Below are 19440 nucleotides of genomic sequence, written 5' to 3'. Positions count from 1 at the left end.
AAAACGGCTCCTTCTTTTTTAGGAAATTAAAGGAAAATTAGAACGGGGACAAACAAGACATGATAATCCTGTTAACGTTTGGAGGGGTTACCATGCAAAAATGGAGAATATCCATCATTGTCGCCGCTTGTGTCATGGCCACGCTATGGAATCATGCCGAGGCGCAGCCGCCAACCAAAGGGCGCCATTACTATGAAGCACGAGGAGAAATCGTTTGGGAAGTGCCGACCGACGAAAAAATAATCGCTTTAACGTTTGATGACGGTCCTGACCCTGCGGATACTCCGGCGATATTGGACCTGTTGCGCCAATATGAAGCCAAAGCTACCTTTTTTGTCATTGGCAAACGTGTTGAAAAGCATCCTGAGTTAGTAAAAAGGGAACTTAGGGAGGGCCATGAAATTGCGAACCATACCTATAGTCACCCTTATTTCAAACAGAAAATTGCCGGGGAGAAGATCCGGGATGAAATTTTAAAAGCGGAACGAATCATTCTTGAGGCTACGGGTCACAAACCCAGTCTTTTTCGCCCTCCCGGCGGTTATTACGGGGATAATTTGGTCGATGCTTCCAAAAAATCGGGGTATCTGGTCGTGATGTGGTCATGGCATCAAGATACGGAGGATTGGAACAGGCCCGGTGTCGCCAAAATCGTCAACAAAGTACTCAAAAACGCCAGAAACGGCGACATCATTCTGTTTCACGATTACGTTGAAGGAAAAAGCCAAACGATTGAAGCGTTAAAACAAATCCTTCCTCAATTAAAAGAGAGAGGCTATCGATTCGTTACGGTATCCGAATTGCTTCATTACCGTAAATCGACGACCGTAAAAAATTAACCAGCCCAAAAAAACCTTATTCTTGCAGAGTAAGGTTTTTTGGCTATGAGGGACAGGTCATTGGGCCTCCGGTTCCAGCTCGACCCAATCGGCAGACCACTTTTCGATTTCTCTGATGACTGGTTCCAGGGCAAGACCTTTTTTTGTTAATGAATATTCTATTCGAACGGGAGTTTCCGGGAAGACCTCCCGTCTTACGATCCCCTCATGTTCCAGATCCTTCAATCTCTCCGACAAAAGCCTTCCGCTGATGTTGGGAAGCGCGTCTTCAATCGTACAAAAACGCTGGGGACCTGACAGCAGTTGATGAATAATTAAACCGATCCAGCGCTTGCTTATAATCTGCATACCTTTCTCAAATCTGGGGCATAAAGAAGATTGTTCCATTTTAATCACCACCTATACTTTTATTATAACAAAAATTGCCCCGACAACAAGCTCACATAATACAATTTATTTCTTTATTTATATTTAATTACTATAAGTAATTATTATTTCCCTTTGGTTAAAAGCGCCGGCAAGCCTGATTTTAGAGATTAATTATATTTAGCATTCAATTGTTTATGTATAAAATATTTTTTGGTTGACCAATTATCTGAATTTTTTTACAATATTCACATAACGGACAAACTTTTGGACAGAAATAGGAGAGGATTCATTATGGGAATTATAGAAGCAGTGAAATCGATCGCTAAAGGCATAGGTTTTGCTTTTATTTCTATCGGCGCATTACCTTTTCTGGTGATTAAAAGCTTTGTCGAGATTTTCCATTGAACTTATACAGTGATTTTGCGAGGCGATCTTACGGGGTCGTCTTTTTTACTGTTTCACCTTTTTGAAGTTCGATGAAAGCGTTAGACCGAATTTTTCCTGTGTCATTCGTCTAATTTTATAGGGCAAGCATCACGATCAATGAACCATGCATAAGTTGTATCATCCCATCCTGAGAGGAGCTGATGAGATGGCTTATACGCCTTTTGGTTATGGCTATAATCCTTATTATCCGATCACTGTTTATTCGACTCCCTATTCCTCCTACTACCCCGGAGTACATTCTATCGGCGGTTATTACAGCGGTTATACCGGCGGTTACCATCCAGGCTGGCCTGGTGTTCACGGGGTTCACGGCGCACATGGCGTACATGGGTCACATGGCGTACATGGCACACATCGATCAAGCAAAAGCTAAAAGCAAAACGCCACCCTGCGGCATCATCCGTGAGTGGCGTTTTTTGTAACCCGGAACAGTGCATTGCCCGGAAGCCGATAACGGATCGAATGATTATCAGCGTTTCAGCCGCGGCAAATAACGACAAAACCTCTTATTTTACATCTGTTTCCAATTATATTTCTATCATGTATAATATATTCTCGCAGCCCCCTATACCGTAAAAAGGAAAGGAAAGATGTATATTTTATGACCAACCTCACATTGGAAAATCTGTATTTTATTGAGAGGCAGTGCTTGAATCCCCAGGATGCCATTATCATCCGACTGCTCATGGAAGGGGTAGAGATTCACGAGATCGTGTATTTGAAAAAAGATTCTTTGGATGGTTCGAACCGAATCCTGACCGTAATAGATTGTCTGGAGCAAAAAAGAACTATAAAAGTCAGCGAACGGTGCGCTGAACTCTATCAAAATGCCGTGAAGCAGACCCATTACTTTTTTTACAATGATGATGACCCCGCCCATCGAACATCAGTCACCTTAAAAGATAGCCCCTATCTCATCCGAGTTTGTCTAAAGGATTACATAGCTAACGAATCTATGATTATTGAGCTGGACTCTGTCATTTTGCGCACCATATACACCAGACTTCGATCTTTGGCTTCCTTCTTTTCCCTTCCTCAAATTTCATATTTAACTACGGTAAGACTGGACATGGCACAAAAAGTGTTTGCTTAAAAAGAAAACGCCACCTGGCGGAAGAATGGTCCGCTAAGTGGCGTTCTTGTTCATAATGCATATGATATGTTGGCTTTGCTTCATAATATCCAAGCCCTGTTTCATAAACATATTTTGTATGCCTAAAAGCGGTTCGTACATTCATTCAATGGAGGAAACCTGATTACCATGAATACTCCTCACCCCAATAACGGTAAGCCATTTATCGTGCCCCAGCCGATTCGAAGCGACGGTGCCGGCGGGCCTGATTACGGTCCTCGCGATATTATGAGGGACCTGGAAAATCCGAATATGTTTGTCCCGCCGGTCACGGATTCCGGCTTGCTGCCCAACCTCAGAATGTCTTTCTCCGACACTCATATGAAACTGAATCAAGGGGGCTGGTCCCGGGAAATCACCGTTCGGGAATTGCCGATCGCCACAACCCTTGCGGGAGTTAACATGAGCTTAATGCCGGGCGGAACGCGGGAATTGCACTGGCATCAACAAGCGGAGTGGGCATACATGATTTGGGGCAGCGCACGAATAACGGCTGTCGACCAAAACGGACGAAACTTTATTGCAGACATCGGCCCGGGTGATCTCTGGTATTTCCCGGCCGGATTGCCGCATTCCATTCAGGGATTGGAGGAAGGATGCGAATTTTTACTTGTTTTCGATGACGGACACTTCTCCGACCTGAACACGTTGTCTATCTCCGATTGGTTTGCTCATACCCCAAAAGACGTACTGTCAGCCAATTTCGGCGTTCCTGCCAGCGCATTCGATTCCATTCCCCCAGACCAGGTTTATATCTTTCAAACCCGTGTTCCAGGTTCACTGGAGAGCCAGGAAGTCCAATCCCCTTATGGCACAGCACAGTTCCAATCAGTTTCAAGCATCGGCTGTTAGCCCAAACTCCGTTGGTTACGCCGGGCGGAAGCGTGCGTATCGCGGATTCCTCCAATTTCCCGATTTCAAAAACCATTGCTGCGGCGTTGGTCGAAATTCAACCCGGCGCGATGAGAGAACTGCACTGGCATCCCAATAATGACGAATGGCAGTATTACCTTACCGGACAAGGACGGATGACCGTTTTTGGCGGCAACGGAGTGGCGCGAACTTTTGATTACCGAGCGGGAGATGTCGGTTACGTGCCTTTCGCCTTTGGCCACTACATACAAAATACCGGGACTGAAACGTTATGGTTTTTGGAAATGTTCAAGAGCGATCGGTTTGCCGATATTTCCTTAAACCAGTGGATGGCGCTAACCCCTCGGGAGCTTGTCCGGGATAATCTTCATGTCGGTCCGGAATTGCTTGATGCTTTGCGAAAGGAAAAATGGCCTGTCGTCAAATATCCCGGCCAATCCCAGGGCTCGAAGTAGGGCGAAGTGTAAGCATTACTTCTTATATTTTAACAAAAGCAAAATTGACGTTACGGCCTCGGCCCTGGTTGCGTTGTCATTCGGTGCGAAGTGGTTGTTGTCTCTGATGTTCATTATGCTTTTTTGGGTTGTTGCCGCAACATAAGGATAAGCCCATTCCGGAATCTGACCCTCGTCTGCAAAGGATAGCTTTTGGCTCGTTTCCGGCTGAAGCCCCAGTGCGCGAACCAGCATAACGGCAATTTCCGAACGGGTAATGCTGCGGTCCGGACGGAAGGTGCGGTCTTCATAGCCGCTAATAATGCCTGCGCCAACCGCCTGCTCAAGATGAGCTTTGGCCCAATCCGGAATTTGGTCATCATCGGTATAATTTAATTCCGCTTTCTTGCCTTCCAGCTTCAACGCACGTCCGATTAAAACCGTAAACTCGGCACGGCTTATCTCTCCGTCCGGATTAAATTTGCCGTCCTCATAACCGTTGGCAATACCTGATTCCGCTGCCTGCTCAATGAATTCTTTAGCCCAGTGGTTATGAATGTCCGAAAAGGACGGTTTTGGTGCCTCTACAGGTTTGGATGGATCATCGGAAGCCGGCTGGCCCCGATCTTCCTGCACCGTATCCCCATCCGCCGCCGAATCCGCATTGCCGGCCGGTTCCGCGCTCCCGCTAATTTTTCGGGCACTGTCTTTATCGATTGAAATGTCTACATAGTAATCATGAAAGTAATTCAATTCGGCCCATTCAATTTTAACCCAGGCTTTAACCTTCTTGGACAAATCTTCGACTTCAAACTGGACATCGCGCGTGTTTTTTTCTTCGTTTGTGCCAACGACCACTGTATCCTTCAAGGAGCCGTTAATCTCGGTTTTAAACGCCGTAGTCTCTTTGCTTTGTTTAATTGTCATAGTGAAATATTGCTTGCCGTCCACCACGGTTAAAGTCCCGGGGGTAACGACATAATCCTGCATAACGGACTTCTGTTCGGTACCGAATTTCTTTACCATATAATTAATAGTATATTTGCCGTCCTGCAGTACGGCCGAACCGGAGCCCGGTTGGGCTGCGGTTACTGCGGGCGGCGCATCCGCAGCCCATGCTGCCGGGATGGGAGCGGCTGACACCAGCAAAGATGCGATACAGACACCGGACATCAGTTTCTTCATGGGTCTTTTCATATTCTTCTCCTTCACAGCAAAAATAGTGGAGGACGCCGGTTGCCCGGTATCCTCCCGTCAACTTCATAATCGGATAAAAACCGACTTCAAACATCCAGGTTACTTCACTTCATCAAGGAGCGACAAAATTAATTTCACGGCCTCAGCCCTTGTTGCATTGGCATGAGGAGCGAAAATATGGTTGTCCCGTCCATTAATAATCCCTTTCTTGGAGGCTGCGGCTACATGAGCATAAGCCCAATCCGGAATTTGCTCCGCATCGGCGAATGCTGCAGTAGCTTCTTCGTCAAGCGGAAGATCCAATGCACGGGCAATGATGACCGCGATTTCCGAACGGCTGATGCTGCGCTCAGGTCTGAACGTATGATCCTCGTAGCTTGTGATAAGGCCTGCGGCTACCGCTTTCTCCAGATGGGATTTCGCCCAATCCGGAACCTTGTCCAGATCGGCAAAATTCAGTTCTCCACCCTTGTCCAGTTGAAGTGCGCGGGAAATGAGAACTGTAAACTCGGCACGGCTGATTTCGCCATCAGGACGGAACGTTCCATCCTCATATCCATTGACAATGCCAAGCCCTGCTGCGCGTTCAATGAGTGCTTGGGCCCAGTGATTCTCGATATCTTTCAGTACTTGAACCGTTGGTTTCGACTCCGGAGTTTGGCCTTCCGCAGTCGTTTGGCCGCCGGTCAGCTGTGCGTCGTCACTCACCTTTTGAACGTTTTTCGCATCAAATGAAATTTCGGCCTGGATCTCATCCGAATTGATTTTTGCCGAAATTTTTAATTTGGATGACAAATCTTTAATCTCGAATTGAACATCGCGCGTATTATTCTTCTGATCTTCAGCAATCACCTTTACATCGGTCCATGCGCCGTTAAGCTCTGTTTTTAAAGAGCCGATTTCTTTGCTTTGTTTCAACCTGACCGAGACAACCTTTTTGTTTCCGGAAACCGTCAATAATGCCGGTGTCACGACATAATTCTGAAGAATTGATTTTTGATCCGTGCCCACATTATGGATTGCATAATTTACGGAGTATTTCCCGTCCTGAAGCGTGCTGATCACCGCAGCGCCTCCTGAAGAGCCTCCTACTGGGTAGATGATTCCGCTATCATTGCTTCCAGAGTCAACCGGTGCGATGGGCTCGTCCGGCGTAGGTGTGATCACACTAACGCTTGTTACCGGCTCAATGGCACCAAACCCGACTTTGATGGTTGCATCCTGGCCGTCTTTCACTACACCGAATGCATAGGTGGCCGTCAAATCATCCGCTGCTTCAAATTGAACGCTTTGACCTGCAGGTTCATCGGCAAGCACCCGAACAAGCCCCGAAGCTTTAGCCGAATACGTTGGCGTGATGACTTTATTGGTCGTACCGTCGGCATTAAGCAGCAAAATTTCATAAAGCGTTACTCCGCTCTTCAATTTCACTGTTGCTAGTTTTTTGCCGTTTTGTACGTTAAGTCTGCTTTCCACGATGTAATCTATGACCGGAGGCGCTGCCGGATCATCCGATCTTGGGGCGAGGCTGACATGGTACTGGCCGTCTTTCACCGGTTTAGTCAAGTCCAATTGGATCTTGCCGTATCCGATTTGTACATCGTAATTTACTTCTTGTGTATCGGAAGTCAGAATCTTGACAAGACCATATTGCTTATTGATCGACAAATCCTGTACTTCGAATTTGATGTTTTTGGTATCCGCCGTATCGTCTTTGCTGACCACTTCCGCTTCGGTCAAGGCTGAAGTTGAGTTCAGCTTCGTCTGGAAGGAGCTCACTTCCTTAGCCCGATTCAATGTGAACGATACGTACTTTTTACCGCCTTCAACGAGCAATTTGCCGCTGCTCGCATCAACGTAGTCCTGAACGGCCGATAGCTGCTCCGTCCCTGCTGTGAAAATATTGAACTGCAATGAATACTCTCCATCGGGCAGTTGGGTAACGGCATCTTTATACTGCGCAGAGCTGAACAATTTTACGGCTGCCTGCAATGTTTTTACCGCTTCATCCACTTGCGCTTGCGTTGCTTGGGTATTCGCAGCCACAGCTTTTACCGCATCGAGCGATTTTTTAAATTTATTTTTGGCGCCGGCCAAATATTGACCTAACGCCGTTCCCTCGACTGCGGCATCATACTTGGCTTGAGCGTCGGCGATGGCGGCATTTAATACGGTTTTGTCTACTGTCACCGGTCCGCCGGTATTAACAGAGTTAACGAACGCCGTTACCGCTGCTTGCAGCGCGTTATGCGCTTCGTTCACCTGCTGCTGTGTGGCCGCCGAGTCGGCAGCTACCGCTTGTGCTGCAGTAATCGCCGTCAGCAGCTTGGCTTTCGAACCTGCAGGATACTGCCCAACTTGCGTTCCTTCCACTGCCGCCGCATGTTTCGCTTGGGCGTCGGCAATCAATGTGTTTAATGCGGTTTTGTTTACCGGATCGGGAATGGCCGGCAAATCGCTGAATCCGATCTGAACCTCGTACTCATGATCGTAAATGCCGATCGGAGGCCCTAAATCCCAATAAATTTTTACCCATCCGTCAACTTTTTTCGTTAAATCCTCCACTTCGAATTCAACCGTTCTTTGGTTAGCTGCTGCATCGGTATTTATTGTAGTGGTTTCGATTAACGGCGAGTCCGCGTTTAACTTTGTTTTGAAGCTTACAATTTCTTTACTTTGATTTAGGGTGAACGACACATATTTTTTGCCGTCTCTTAGCGTTAATTTGCCGCTTGTTTTATCTACATAGTCGTACATAACCGATGGTTCATTGGTATTCACTTTGTAGATCGTGAAACCAATAGGATATTGGCCGGGACTGGAAATCACAGACGCCTTGAACGTATTTAATGCTTGCTGCAGCGCCAGCAGCGCTGCGGCTGTCTGTTCCGGCGTGCCCGTTACTCGTGCTGCTTCGGCACCGGCAGCATCGATTGCGCTCTGAAGAGCAGCCTTGGCCGCTTCCGGGTATTGGCCCGGCTGTGTACCTGCCACCGCCGCCCGATGTACTGCAGTCGCATTGGCAATAGCCTGGGACAGCGCAGTATTGTCTACATTGTTAAAGTTCAAACGAATGTCATGGGTACTCTCATAACCTTGCGCCGGCACGACCACACGCACCTTCGCATCAAGAAGCTCCTGCAAATGATCAATCTTGAATTTAACGACCCTTGTATTCGCTGCTGTATCCTCGCTCACCAAAGCGGCTTCCACAAATTCGCCGTTTTGCTTAACTTTGAATTCCGGTATGCGTGAGCTGTCCTTAATGGTTACAGATGCATAGACAGCGCCATCCTCTTCTGTAGTCACGACCGCCGGCTTCACGAAGTAGTTATCCATGGAAGAGAAAGCGTCCTTCGTTGCATGAACGGCCGAGAAATAGACCGTACGCGCAGCCGTTGCCTGGAATGCTTCCACTGCCGTTTGCAAAGCGGTCGCAGCCGCAGCGATTTGCGGTCTTGGAGCGGCAAGGTTACTTCCGGTAACTTCGGCAAGCTCAATGGCTTGCAGCAGCTTTGCTTTGGAGCCTGCACTATATTGTCCTGGCGCCGTACCTTCCACAGCCGTATGATAGATCTGCTTGGCGGCATCAATGGAGGCGTTTAATGCGTCAAGCTGCTCCGCATTGTAGCTGATAAAAACGGTTTTGGTAACACCGTTGACCGTGTACCGCAGCCCCGACAATCCCCTCCATTTGGAATCATCAGCAGTTTGATATCTGATGCTCACCTGGTACGTTTTATTGTGCTCGTCCGAGCTGTTCCGCACCGGAACTCCACTGAGGCTGAACGAGGTTGGAGTATAGTATCCTGCCGAATTGGGATTGGTTCGTTTGACATCCAATTCGCCTGCAGGATTGACAAAAGTAATGTTAGCGTAGGCTTGGTAATAAGGCGCTTCCGCTTGATGGAGTATGGTCGCCGTTGGCTTGAACTCATTGGCATAAACGGAGTAAGTAGTGGTTACGGTATCCGTATCCAGAACCATAATTCTCACTGTCGAAGCCAGAAACTGTCTTTTCTCGATATCTTTAAATCCGACTCGGAGCGAATCACCGTTATACAACAAATTATATTGATTGGCCACATCTTCCGGAGAAGCATTGGGGTCAGCTACAACATTCGATGCCTCTGCAAGTCTGTTTACAAAGCTGCTGACTGTGGGATAGGCATATTCTTTATCAGATATGGCAAAGGTAGTTGAACCGCCCGGACCGCCCTCAGCTGTTCCGCCTTCCTTGGCTGTTTCCGTAAATAACCTTATTTGTTCTATTAATTCAATTAAACTTGTCTTGTTAACGACAATACGCAAAGATTGATAATGATTTAATGCTTCGTTTAAAATATCGTAGGCTGCCTTCAACAGCACCTGGTTGCCCCCGGCACTCGCTGCGATGCTTTCCGCTGTTGTGATGCTGTTATATAATGCCGTTTTGGATCCGACAGGATAGAAACCATCGCCCGTTCCTTCGTAAGTGCTTTCATAAACGGAACGTGCCACTGTAACCAGATTATTAAACATTTCTAAAGTAACTGGTGTACTGTCACCGCCACTTCCGCCGTCTCCACCGTCTCCACCGTCTCCGCCGGTTCCGGGAAGACCGCTTATATCCAATTCCAAACCGACATTATACCAATAGTTATAAGGCTGCGGTAATTGATAGATATTATCCTTATCGTGAATATGCATTAAAATATCTTGTATCTTCCCGATTTCCGCTATTTCGATCTGGACAATCACATGATTGCCGTCATCGGTCAACCGGGTCGCAACCGGTTGATAGCCCTCAATGCCAATAATAACCGGTTCCTGACCTACGGTTTCTTGAATGACAGCCTTATCCCTGCCAGCCATACGCGAACCGAAATATTCAAATAAAGCATAGTTTTCCTTCGAAATCTCATTCTCGAATTTCGCCTTTCCGTTCTGCACAATTAATTTCCCTGTGCCCGGAACCATGTATGAATTGGATACCGAGGTTTGCGTAGGGTTTTTATCCTGAACATACCGGAATTCGATCGGGTATACCCCGTCGGGCACGGTAGCCGGACTTTCTTCCGCCGATGCCGGCCCTATATGTATGGCAGACAGAAACAATACGAAGGTAAGAATCATCGCCACAGTTTTCCTAAATTGATTAGCCAATTGAATTACTCTCCTTAAACATTCGGTGTTTGCATAACAAGCGAAGAATGGCTCCGGTAACGGCAAGCCATTCTTCACTCCTTACATGATTAGCAGTTGCCTTTAGCCGGCTAACTGCGGATTATAATAGCCATTCGATGAACAAATCCAGGTCTCCGCTATGAGGCCCAGCATTCACACCAAGTTTAACAGGCAGATTCGTATCAAAGTCATTCACATCAAATGTGAAATAAATATAGCTGCCTGATACCGTACCGGGAATTGTATCATAGAGACCTGTGGCGGCATTATAGACCTTCAAGCCGTAGACGTAAGCACTATCGTAATGAACAGTCACTGTCGATCCGGAAATCACCGCATCATAAGTGAAAGCAGTCGCATGTGGAGAGTAATTCCCGTTTGCATCCAAAAATTGATAGTTCGTAGCCGCAGCAAAAGCAGGTAATGCCAACACAATGGTGAGCATGAACACCAGCATCAGCATGGAGAACGTTTTTTTCACCGATAATTTCATCTTGGAATACACTCCCTTAGTTTGGTTTTGTACTTTCAACTTGACGACTGCTTAGGCCTAAAGCATTTCTTGAAGCAGGAATGCCTGCCGCAGAAAAAAATAAGTAAAAATGATAATCATTATCAGTAATAATGCAAAAAAATTACTGACAGGCGTCCGATGAAAGCAATGAGCCAATCAGACTAAGCTTTAGAAATGAGACCGGACTTCATTCCTCCTTTCCCGCTTGCTTGAAATTGATGCCACAGTACAAAGGAAGTATATAGATAATGACAACGATAATCATTATCAATCATGTTGTAAAAAAAAACCTGTGGCAGAGGTACATAAATCTTCAGGCCGTGTACCTCATTTTGCAGATTATCGATAACGTGTACATCGTTCATCGATACCAAAATTTTATACTCGAATTCTAAATTATGTCAATCCCTATTTCCAACTATTAAATTTTTTAATAGATGAATCCATTTTATAGTTGGACTACAATCCTCCCCAAATCGGCGGCTTCATCAAGCGCACGTTTATTCGGGGTGCAACATAAGATATCCCATCAGTCAAGTGCCTATTTTAAAATGAAGGGAAGAAAAAAAAGTGTCGGTTTCATATATGGACTATACTTCGCCATCCGTTCAATTTTCGTTTGATTTAAACAACAATCTTTTTTTTAAAAAGGATAATCGGAATTATATTAACGGTCTTTCCATCCACCAGCTTAACACATTAGGAAATGTATCCCTGCTGGACATTTATCTTAGTACGGGAAACGTCATCGAGCCCCATATCCATCAAAATGCCTCAGAATTGGTCTATTGTATTTCAGGCGCCGCTGTTGTCTCCTTGATTAACCCTTTTACCAAAGAGCTTCTCCATTTTCCCATCCAGCCGGGCCAGGTCGCCAGTGTGCCCCAGGGATGGTGGCATTATGAAATAGCCTCGGCCGACAACACTCATTTATTGGCCATTTTCGATGCGCCAATTCCGGAGTTCATAGGTGCTTCCGATCTCTTGCGATTAACGCCGGCGAATGTATTTGCTCATACGTATTGCCTCAATGAGGCAAAAGTGAAGGATGCATTGGCGCCTATTACAAAAACCGTTGTTATCGGACCACCCAGCGATTGCATGTCAGATCAGGTCCAAAGCCAAGCTGCGGCCAATCCGGCCAATACGAATCAGACATACTACAACCGGGCATATGGCTACCCGCAGCTTCAACATGATGCATACTGGCAGCAGCAGCCCGTTATCGGCAATGGATGGGGATACTATCATAACGGTCTCTGAATGATTGCGCATTAACGAAAAAAAACGGGATCTGCCGCATCCCCGGGAAATGTCGATTTCATTTGTTGTTGTCAAGCAGGGAAACGACGCAAGCTGCCGAACAGGGCGGCTTTTTTTTGCGTGACTGGTAATTTACCGCAAGCGGAGTGTGGATTAGATGAACTATTGACAGAAAAATAAGACAAATGTAGAAAAATAGACTGCATCGCCAAAAATCATGACCGGAGGCTCATCTACGCGGCGGACAAAAATGGCATTTTACTCTTCACGTAACTTACTCATATCCATATATAACGCATTCCACCGATGTCCATCCAAATCAGCAAAACCGCAGCCGTACATCCAGCCTTGATGCTCTGCGGGTTCACTAAAGATCATACCGCCTGCCTCTACCGCCCTCTTTGCGATTTCATCAACTTCTCCCCTGCTCTCCGCATCAATGGAAAACAATACTTCGGAAGATTGCTTTGGATCTGCAATTTCATTCCCTGTAAAATTTTTAAATACAGGCTCTGGAAAAAGCACGATGAGAACACGATTCTCACCAATGACTAATTCCGCTTGATTACTGCTATGTTGCTGCTGGGATTGCTGACTTGGAGAACAACGAGAATTCCAAGTTCCTTATCCGGATGCAGATGAATCATTTCTTCCTAGTGATCCAGGCACCCCAAGCCAAGCATAGACTGAACCCTCACTATAGAGTTGCTTACGTGTAATTGGAGGACACCACGCAAGGCGTAACTTTTGGGTTATGCCTGGTATGGTGCCCTTTTTGATGCACCAGAGAGGAGGTGATGCCAATGGCTCAGAGCAGTCTTGTCTACAACATTGAACTCAGCAAGATATACATCCAACAACGACTGGCCGAATCAATTGCAGAAAATCTTCGCAGACAATTCAACTTTGATGTAGCCTCCTATGTTCAACTCTGCAAAGACGTTCTGCTCGAAGCCGGCCTAGATGCTGAGTTCATCCGTGACCTGATGTGGAATGTAATCAACGATGCATATGTACTTCATTTAGAATATTTACGCACGGGTATTTACACATACCACAATGCTTCAGGTCAGCATCCGTATTTGCTCGTGTTCAAGCAGGCACAGGATTTAAGTGCGCTGATTCGATTCTCGACACGGAAAACATTGTAAATTGTTCCATGATTGGGGATATTTCAAGCTTTGCACAAAGCTTGAAATCAAGCCCGCAGACTTTTTAAAAAGAAAATAAAAGCGAAACGGTAAGAGAATGACCTTATCGTTTCGCTCTTTTATAAGGAATCTGCCTTCCGAAAGAATAGGTTCGAAACTAGTGTGTCATCGTAACCATACCGAAACATACGTATCTTAAGTAATATTACATAACATAAATTTGATTTTTATAATTTTTCCCAAAATCTAATCTTTTATGGTATTATATATAACATATAAAGATAGAAAATATCATTTGTGAGGGGTGGGTACATGTTTGATTGGTTAGGTTTTAAAAAGGGGGTTCCGCTTTGGCGCTCTTATCGTTTGAATCACGACTTGAAAATGGACGTGGAAGAAATTTTTGAAGGAATCGCCGAGACAAGAATGAATGTCCTCATGTCTTGGACGGAGGATTATTGGCGGCATCTGGATCGTCTCCTCGATCTGATGAGGTCTGCTGCTGACGGCGCTTCGCTGTTTAGCGGACAGCCATCCGCGGTTTGGGATCGTTTGTTTGCCGACTGCTACAATCGGGGAACCGATTTCACAGAACTGTTCTTGTTGGACGACAAGCGCAGCGTCGTGTACTCGACTTTTCCGCAGCATATCGGGAAAACCTATGCGGAGCAGGAAGCGTTCTGTCCCGGTATAAGCTATTCCGCTTCGGCCGAAGAAGGCAGGAAGTGCCTGTTCGGGCCGTATGCAGACAAGCTGACGCTCCAGATCGGCCCGAGATCGTCCTCCTTCCACGACAAAATGACGCTTTTATTCATACAGCCCGTCGTGGAGGACGGACGCTGGCGCGGGGCGGTTTGCGGCAGAGTGCCGAACGATGTGATCGGAGACTTGATCCAGCGGGAATCCGGTCACGTTTACCCGGATTCGGGGGACAATTACATATTTATGGCGAAGCCCGAGCTGAATAAGCACATCGCGCCGGGTACGGCGCTGTCCAGAAGCCGGTTCGAGGACCGCACGTTTACCCACGGCGAAAACTTGAAGGACGGTGTGACGACCGAATGGGGCGTTGTCAGCGTGAAGGAGCATACTGAGCTGGAGCTGGTATTCACCGATCCGGCTACCGGACAGCTGCACCCGGGCGTCGCCAATACCATACGCAACGGCAGCAACCTTTTTGTGGAATTTCCGGGATATTCCGATTATCGTCACATTCCCGTCATTGGCAAGGGAGTGACGTTCCGGCTCCCGCACTGCCCGGATTTGTGGGGAATGATGTGCGAGGGCGATTTGGAAGAGGTGTACCGGATCCGCAGCATAAGCTGGCGGCATTTCAAGCTCCACGCGTTGTTGGCCGTTTGTTTCGCATTCATAGCCGGGTTTCTGATCTATTTCATCGCCGCCCGGGCTCCTCTCTGGATAACCGGCACGATGGCGGCCTTTTTCCAGCTGCTGTTCGCTTTAACGGCCGCCCGGATGCTTCACAGGAAAGAGACAAGTAACGTTGTCGATCGTCTGCGCGCCATCAACCGGTTCATCCGCATCAATGCGGAAGGTAAAGGGGATTTGACACAGCGTCTAAAACCGAATGAGTTCGAAAACGATGAGACCCGTGAGCTGGCCAAATGGATCAACAATATGATCGATTCGCTGGAAAGCATTATGCTCCGGGTCAAATCTGCAGCGAATGACGTGTTGACCAGCCAGCACGTATTAAACAAATCCGCAGGCATCACAGCCGACTCGACCGAGCGGGTAAGCCTCAATGTACAGGAAATGATCCGCAGCATACGAAGCCAGCTCAAAGACATCGATATCGCCAAGGACGTTGCAGGGGAAATGCGGCTGCAACTTCGTCAGATGGAGATGGAAGCCGCGAGGCAAATTGCGACGGCCCAGAGTGAAGTCGAGCGGATCGGGGACAAGATGCACCACATCTCCTCCAAAGTACAGGAAACCAACGAATCGATCCGGACGTTCATGCATACGGCCGAGCAAATCCGCAGCGTGCTGATTGCCATTGAAGAAATATCCGCACAAACGCATCTGCTGGCGCTTAATGCCTCTATCGAGGCGGCGCGCGTGGGCGAACACGGCCGGGGCTTCGCCGTAGTGGCGTCGGAGATCCGCACGCTGGCGGAAATGACGAAAAAATCGACCGGGGAAGTGCATGAAATCATCCAGCACATTTATCAGGATGCGCAGCGGGCGTATCAATCGATGGACGAAGGCACACAGGTGGTCAAGGAAGGCAATGAGCTGGTTGCCGCCGCTTCCGGAATGCTGACCGCCGCTACGGCGGAGGATGAGCGGAAATCCCAGGTGGTCGACGAAGTCGTAACGCTGATGGAGAAGATTGCGGCCGTCAGCATCGAGAACCGCAGCATTTCAACCGAAGTCGAGTCGAAGGTGCAGGAGCTGATGAGCGAAATCATGAGCGTCCGCCAAACCTCGCAAAGCGTGGAGGCGATTACCGTCCTGCTGCAGCAGCTCGTAGGCCAATTCAAGCTGAGTGAATCCCGGGTCCGCTGACCCGAATCGAAGAATACCTATAACCAGGAAAGCAGCGTCTAATTCAAAAACGAAGAAAACCGACCTTTTTGGATCGGTTTTCTTCGTTTATGTAGCCAAGGGAGATCGAACCCCTCCGAAATAGCTGCCGGTGGAAAGGAGAATTGGAGTTTTGTATGTAAGGGAAAGAACAGAGGAAAACTTTGTGGATCAAAGCTTTTTGAGTTTTTGTTTCTATGTTCGAGTGTGCCGCGGGGCTCAGAAAAGAAATGAGCCAAAAACAGCTGGCACTTACGTCTGGCTTATACACTTCATATCTTGGACAAATTAAGTTCGGCGGGAGGAAGATACCGATCAGAATTTATGCAGCGCTTGATTGTTAAGCTTTTCGGCTGATTGCGATACTTTTTGAGTAGCCGTACCGATTTCCTCAATGACTATGACGAGGGAGCGGAGATCCTGCGCGTTCGCTTGCAATTCCTGAATGTTATGATTCATGGATTCGAAGGCGGCTTTGCTTTTTCCAAAAAATGATGTTCAAAATCGGTAAGCTGGGGAAAATGAAGCTTCTTTTTAATCCACATATGGGTCACTCCTAATTATGTAAAGAATGATTACGGATGTTCTAAAAATCTTGAAGCTATTTTTGCCGGCAAAGGTCTACTTATCAAATGACCCTGCATCATATCGCATCTCAAATGTTTCAGACATTCCAACTGTCTTACCGTTTCCACGCCTTCAGCGATCACTTTCAATCCCATACCGTGCGCCATATTGATCATGGCCTGCGTGATCACGGCGTCTCTCTCATCCACGTTGATATCCTTTATAAAACATTTGTCAATTTTCAAAATATCGATGGGAAAGTGTTTCAAATAATTGAGAGCGGAATACCCTTTTCCAAAATCGTCAATCGCCACACGAACTCCGATCTTCTTCAGGTCATTGAGGGTGCAAAGTATAGAATCGATTGGTGGATACTGATACTTTCCGTGATTTCAAATACTAAACAATCTTGCGGAATCACACCCGTACGCGTTACCGAAATCGGCCCGGTTAAACCGCCATCGGAGGCGCTACGCTCCAAATGGCTGGATAAAGTAAAGCGGGCTCGGGTCAAAGTTAGCTTAATAGTACTACATTCCGCGATAATCGACTGTGAATCTGTCATCGACTCAATCCGTGATGTCCCACTCTGGATTCCACACCACTTCCCATAAATGCCCATCCGGATCTAGGAAGTGGCCGGAATATCCTCCTGGGCCTAAAAGCTTCACTCATTGTACAAAATGACTTTCAACGCTTTTTCTTTGGCTGCATTGCCAAATACTTCATATGCTTTTATAATATCTTGCAGTGGAAAACGGTGTGTAATCAGCTCTGCCGGATTAATCTTATCAGACTGAACAGTTTTCAATAACATCGGCGTCGTAGACGTGCTCACCAATCCGGTTGTAATCGTTACATTTCGAATCCACAAATCCTCCAAATGTAATTCGACAGGCTTTCCATGGACTCCAACGTTGGCAAGTCGTCCACCTGGCTTGAGAATACGTTGACATATATCAAAAGTTACCGGGTATCCGACAGCCTCAATGGCAACATCGACCCCTTTCCCATTCGTCAAGGCCAGTACGTTTTCAATTACGTTACCTTCAGAACTGTTTACCGTTTTAGATGCCCCGAATTTTTTGGCTAACTCCAATCGGTGTTCATCAAGGTCGATCATGATGATCTCTGCAGGTGAATAAAGCTGAGCTGTCAGAAGTGAGGACATTCCGACCGGACCTGCCCCGACGATGGCCACGACATTGCCTGGCTCCACTTTCCCGTTGATCACACCGATTTCAAAAGCAGTTGGCAAAATATCACTTAACATGACCAATGCTTCTTCATCGCTCCCATCAGGAATATGATACATGCTCGTATCTGCATAAGGAATGCGAACATATTCGGCCTGAGTGCCATCGATCAAATGACCTAGTATCCATCCTCCGTCTTCACAATGAGCATACATCTGCTTTTTGCAATAATCACAGCGACCACAAGCAGTTACACACGATAGCAACACATTGTCTCCCGGTTTGAAACGGTTCACTGCTGAACCGACTTCCTCCACAATGCCCACACCTTCATGACCAAGTATACGACCAGCGGTCACGGCAGGTACATCCCCGCTTAAAATATGCAAATCCGTACCGCAAATCGTTGTTTTCGTGATTTTTACGATCGCGTCGGTCGCTTTTTCAATCTTTGGCTTTTCTTTATCTGTCCACTCCTTCTTTTGCGGTCCAAGGTAAACAAGTGCTTTCATACGTATGCCCCCTGATAATTTCTAGTGTTGGTGAGAAGTCTGATCAAGATAACTTACCGTTTAAGCTTCATTCATCGCCGCTAAAAAGTTTTTCCTAATTAAGAAAAAGTATTCATCATCAGCTTTTATCCGGACACACTATGCCATTCAACAGCAACGCGACGATAATTGTTATTTCTGTCCAACGCTTCTGGATTTTTCTGTTCGGGAAGTTGCTCGAACAGGTACATCAAGTACTTGAACGGGTTAAACTGGTTCTCTTTTGCCGTTACGATCACGCTGTAGATGATCGCGCTGCTCTTCGCCCCACGCGGCGTGTTCGCAAACAACCCATTCCCATGTGGTCGCCGGAGTAGCGTCTACGTGCAGGTAGCCGCTGAATCCCCTCAGACAGTTCCGGGAATGCTCACCGCCGCGCGTCGGCCGATAGTCGTACAGAAGGCGGCCCCATGCGGGCAAACTGCTACTCTTGCCGATACAGCGGCTGACTGTCCACATCCATTACACTTGCTTATATACCGGACTAGCGGCAACGACGCTATGCGTCAACACCTTGCCGTACTGCGCCGCATCCGGCGAATTTACCCCTTAGCCTCGGCATGCTGTGGACGAGCCAACCAAATTAGTCTTTACAATTTACATTACTAAAACCATTTATTTAACTTGTATAACGATTTCAGTATATAACTCTTTATTTTGATTAGTTGAAGTTTGAGTAAATAATGCACGAACTCCTATGGTGTATTCACCTGGATTTAACTTCCATGCCTTTCTTGTTTGTTGAAGAAATTGTTCAGGACTTGACATTTTACTCTTTTGGAAATTAAATGATTCAGAAAGATATAATGGAGGTTTTGAAGTATATTCATTATTGGGACTAAATGTTTCTTCCAGCAAAACGGTTCTTATACCCATCTCCTCATAATTACCATTGCTATCTTTTATTGAATAAATAAGCAAGGGGTCGCCATGGGTGATCGTTATTTCGTCTTCCCCTATATATCTTAATGTTCCCCACATATTAATAGGTTCTTTACTATCGTAAATCTTTTTTTCGGAATTTAGTAAAAGGTGAAAGTTTTCATCTTTTATTAAGGAAGTTACTTCTGATTTTAATGGATCGGTATTTTGATATTCTATATCTATATTTTTAGTGGAACTGTCATAATCTACTTTAGGGCTTGCTGAACAAGATTAGTTCCATCTACACCCAACGCAAGTCTCTAAACC

General features: G+C 46.6%; 14 protein-coding genes and 3 pseudogenes. 7 read left to right on the top strand and 10 right to left on the bottom strand.

Annotated elements, in window-relative coordinates; translation table 11 throughout:
* The first annotated feature begins 92 nt into the window (after positions 1–92).
* Entirely contained in the window at positions 93–839 is a 747-nt protein-coding gene (locus NR121_RS23185) for a polysaccharide deacetylase family protein (protein ID WP_256831998.1), read from the top strand.
* Positions 840–896: 57 nt separating this feature from the next.
* Here NR121_RS23185 and NR121_RS23180 read toward each other — a convergent pair whose 3' ends face one another.
* A complete protein-coding gene (locus NR121_RS23180) occupies positions 897–1226 on the bottom strand; it encodes a winged helix-turn-helix transcriptional regulator (RefSeq protein WP_062407030.1) in 330 nt (109 codons plus the stop codon).
* 574 nt (positions 1227–1800) lie between these two features.
* On the opposite strand from NR121_RS23180, the gene NR121_RS23175 reads away from it, so the two are divergent.
* The 3 genes and pseudogenes from NR121_RS23175 to NR121_RS23165 all read left to right on the top strand — a co-directional run bounded on the left by NR121_RS23175 (position 1801) and on the right by NR121_RS23165 (position 4115).
* Positions 1801–2028: a hypothetical protein gene (locus tag NR121_RS23175; RefSeq protein WP_137669906.1), complete on the top strand. Its 228-nt coding sequence runs from the start codon at positions 1801–1803 to the stop codon at positions 2026–2028.
* Between the two features lie 228 nt (positions 2029–2256).
* The gene (locus NR121_RS23170; RefSeq protein ID WP_137669905.1) at positions 2257–2748 is read left to right on the top strand and encodes a phage lytic cycle repressor MrpR family protein; all 492 of its coding nucleotides are present in this window, start codon (positions 2257–2259) and stop codon (positions 2746–2748) included.
* A gap of 168 nt (positions 2749–2916) precedes the next feature.
* Positions 2917–4115, top strand: a pseudogene (locus tag NR121_RS23165) (oxalate decarboxylase family bicupin).
* A 15-nt stretch (positions 4116–4130) separates the two neighbouring features.
* Here the strand turns inward: NR121_RS23165 and NR121_RS23160 are convergent.
* The 3 genes from NR121_RS23160 to NR121_RS23150 all read right to left on the bottom strand — a co-directional run bounded on the left by NR121_RS23160 (position 4131) and on the right by NR121_RS23150 (position 10950).
* Positions 4131–5291, bottom strand: a complete 1161-nt coding sequence (locus NR121_RS23160) for an S-layer homology domain-containing protein (RefSeq protein ID WP_062407023.1) — start codon at positions 5289–5291, stop codon at positions 4131–4133.
* A gap of 99 nt (positions 5292–5390) precedes the next feature.
* Entirely contained in the window at positions 5391–10436 is a 5046-nt protein-coding gene (locus tag NR121_RS23155) for an NEAT domain-containing protein (protein ID WP_256831997.1), read from the bottom strand.
* Positions 10437–10557: 121 nt separating this feature from the next.
* A complete protein-coding gene (locus NR121_RS23150) occupies positions 10558–10950 on the bottom strand; it encodes a hypothetical protein (RefSeq protein ID WP_062407020.1) in 393 nt (130 codons plus the stop codon).
* 591 nt (positions 10951–11541) lie between these two features.
* On the opposite strand from NR121_RS23150, the gene NR121_RS23145 reads away from it, so the two are divergent.
* Positions 11542–12234: a cupin domain-containing protein gene (locus NR121_RS23145; RefSeq protein ID WP_062407018.1), complete on the top strand. Its 693-nt coding sequence runs from the start codon at positions 11542–11544 to the stop codon at positions 12232–12234.
* Between the two features lie 258 nt (positions 12235–12492).
* Here NR121_RS23145 and NR121_RS23140 read toward each other — a convergent pair whose 3' ends face one another.
* Positions 12493–12759: a VOC family protein gene (locus tag NR121_RS23140; RefSeq protein WP_074727780.1), complete on the bottom strand. Its 267-nt coding sequence runs from the start codon at positions 12757–12759 to the stop codon at positions 12493–12495.
* Positions 12760–13037: 278 nt separating this feature from the next.
* On the opposite strand from NR121_RS23140, the gene NR121_RS23135 reads away from it, so the two are divergent.
* Entirely contained in the window at positions 13038–13385 is a 348-nt protein-coding gene (locus NR121_RS23135; protein WP_054819727.1) for a hypothetical protein, read from the top strand.
* A gap of 312 nt (positions 13386–13697) precedes the next feature.
* A complete protein-coding gene (locus NR121_RS23130; protein WP_256831996.1) occupies positions 13698–15917 on the top strand; it encodes a methyl-accepting chemotaxis protein in 2220 nt (739 codons plus the stop codon).
* 593 nt (positions 15918–16510) lie between these two features.
* Here the strand turns inward: NR121_RS23130 and NR121_RS23125 are convergent.
* The 5 genes and pseudogenes from NR121_RS23125 to NR121_RS23105 form a co-directional block, all read right to left on the bottom strand.
* On the bottom strand, positions 16511–16837 hold the full coding sequence (locus NR121_RS23125) for an EAL domain-containing protein (RefSeq protein ID WP_256380595.1): 327 nt from the start codon (positions 16835–16837) through the stop codon (positions 16511–16513).
* Between the two features lie 234 nt (positions 16838–17071).
* Positions 17072–17155: pseudogene (locus tag NR121_RS23120) on the bottom strand (VOC family protein); the annotation flags it as partial.
* A gap of 14 nt (positions 17156–17169) precedes the next feature.
* A complete protein-coding gene (locus tag NR121_RS23115) occupies positions 17170–18210 on the bottom strand; it encodes a zinc-dependent alcohol dehydrogenase family protein (RefSeq protein ID WP_074727768.1) in 1041 nt (346 codons plus the stop codon).
* Positions 18211–18335: 125 nt separating this feature from the next.
* Positions 18336–18545, bottom strand: a pseudogene (locus NR121_RS23110) (transposase domain-containing protein); the annotation flags it as partial.
* Between the two features lie 319 nt (positions 18546–18864).
* Positions 18865–19230: a hypothetical protein gene (locus NR121_RS23105; protein ID WP_256831995.1), complete on the bottom strand. Its 366-nt coding sequence runs from the start codon at positions 19228–19230 to the stop codon at positions 18865–18867.
* Between the last annotated feature and the right edge of the window lie 210 nt (positions 19231–19440).

Source organism: Paenibacillus sp. Pae15, assembly GCF_024519685.1.
Lineage (GTDB): Bacteria > Bacillota > Bacilli > Paenibacillales > NBRC-103111 > Paenibacillus_G > Paenibacillus_G naphthalenovorans.
The sequence above is the reverse complement of the archived record's forward strand: the minus strand, read 5'-3'. Positions and strand labels throughout refer to the sequence as shown.

What these genes read in the sequence shown, in the direction of transcription:
- NR121_RS23185 (WP_256831998.1), top strand. Translation starts at nt 93, where the DNA reads ATGCAAAAATGGAGAATATCCATCATTGTCGCCGCTTGTGTCATGGCC.
- NR121_RS23180 (WP_062407030.1), bottom strand. Translation starts at nt 1,226, where the DNA reads ATGGAACAATCTTCTTTATGCCCCAGATTTGAGAAAGGTATGCAGATT.
- NR121_RS23175 (WP_137669906.1), top strand. Translation starts at nt 1,801, where the DNA reads ATGGCTTATACGCCTTTTGGTTATGGCTATAATCCTTATTATCCGATC.
- NR121_RS23170 (WP_137669905.1), top strand. Translation starts at nt 2,257, where the DNA reads ATGACCAACCTCACATTGGAAAATCTGTATTTTATTGAGAGGCAGTGC.
- NR121_RS23160 (WP_062407023.1), bottom strand. Translation starts at nt 5,291, where the DNA reads ATGAAAAGACCCATGAAGAAACTGATGTCCGGTGTCTGTATCGCATCT.
- NR121_RS23150 (WP_062407020.1), bottom strand. Translation starts at nt 10,950, where the DNA reads ATGAAATTATCGGTGAAAAAAACGTTCTCCATGCTGATGCTGGTGTTC.
- NR121_RS23135 (WP_054819727.1), top strand. Translation starts at nt 13,038, where the DNA reads ATGGCTCAGAGCAGTCTTGTCTACAACATTGAACTCAGCAAGATATAC.
- NR121_RS23130 (WP_256831996.1), top strand. Translation starts at nt 13,698, where the DNA reads ATGTTTGATTGGTTAGGTTTTAAAAAGGGGGTTCCGCTTTGGCGCTCT.
- NR121_RS23115 (WP_074727768.1), bottom strand. Translation starts at nt 18,210, where the DNA reads ATGAAAGCACTTGTTTACCTTGGACCGCAAAAGAAGGAGTGGACAGAT.
- NR121_RS23105 (WP_256831995.1), bottom strand. Translation starts at nt 19,230, where the DNA reads ATGTGGGGAACATTAAGATATATAGGGGAAGACGAAATAACGATCACC.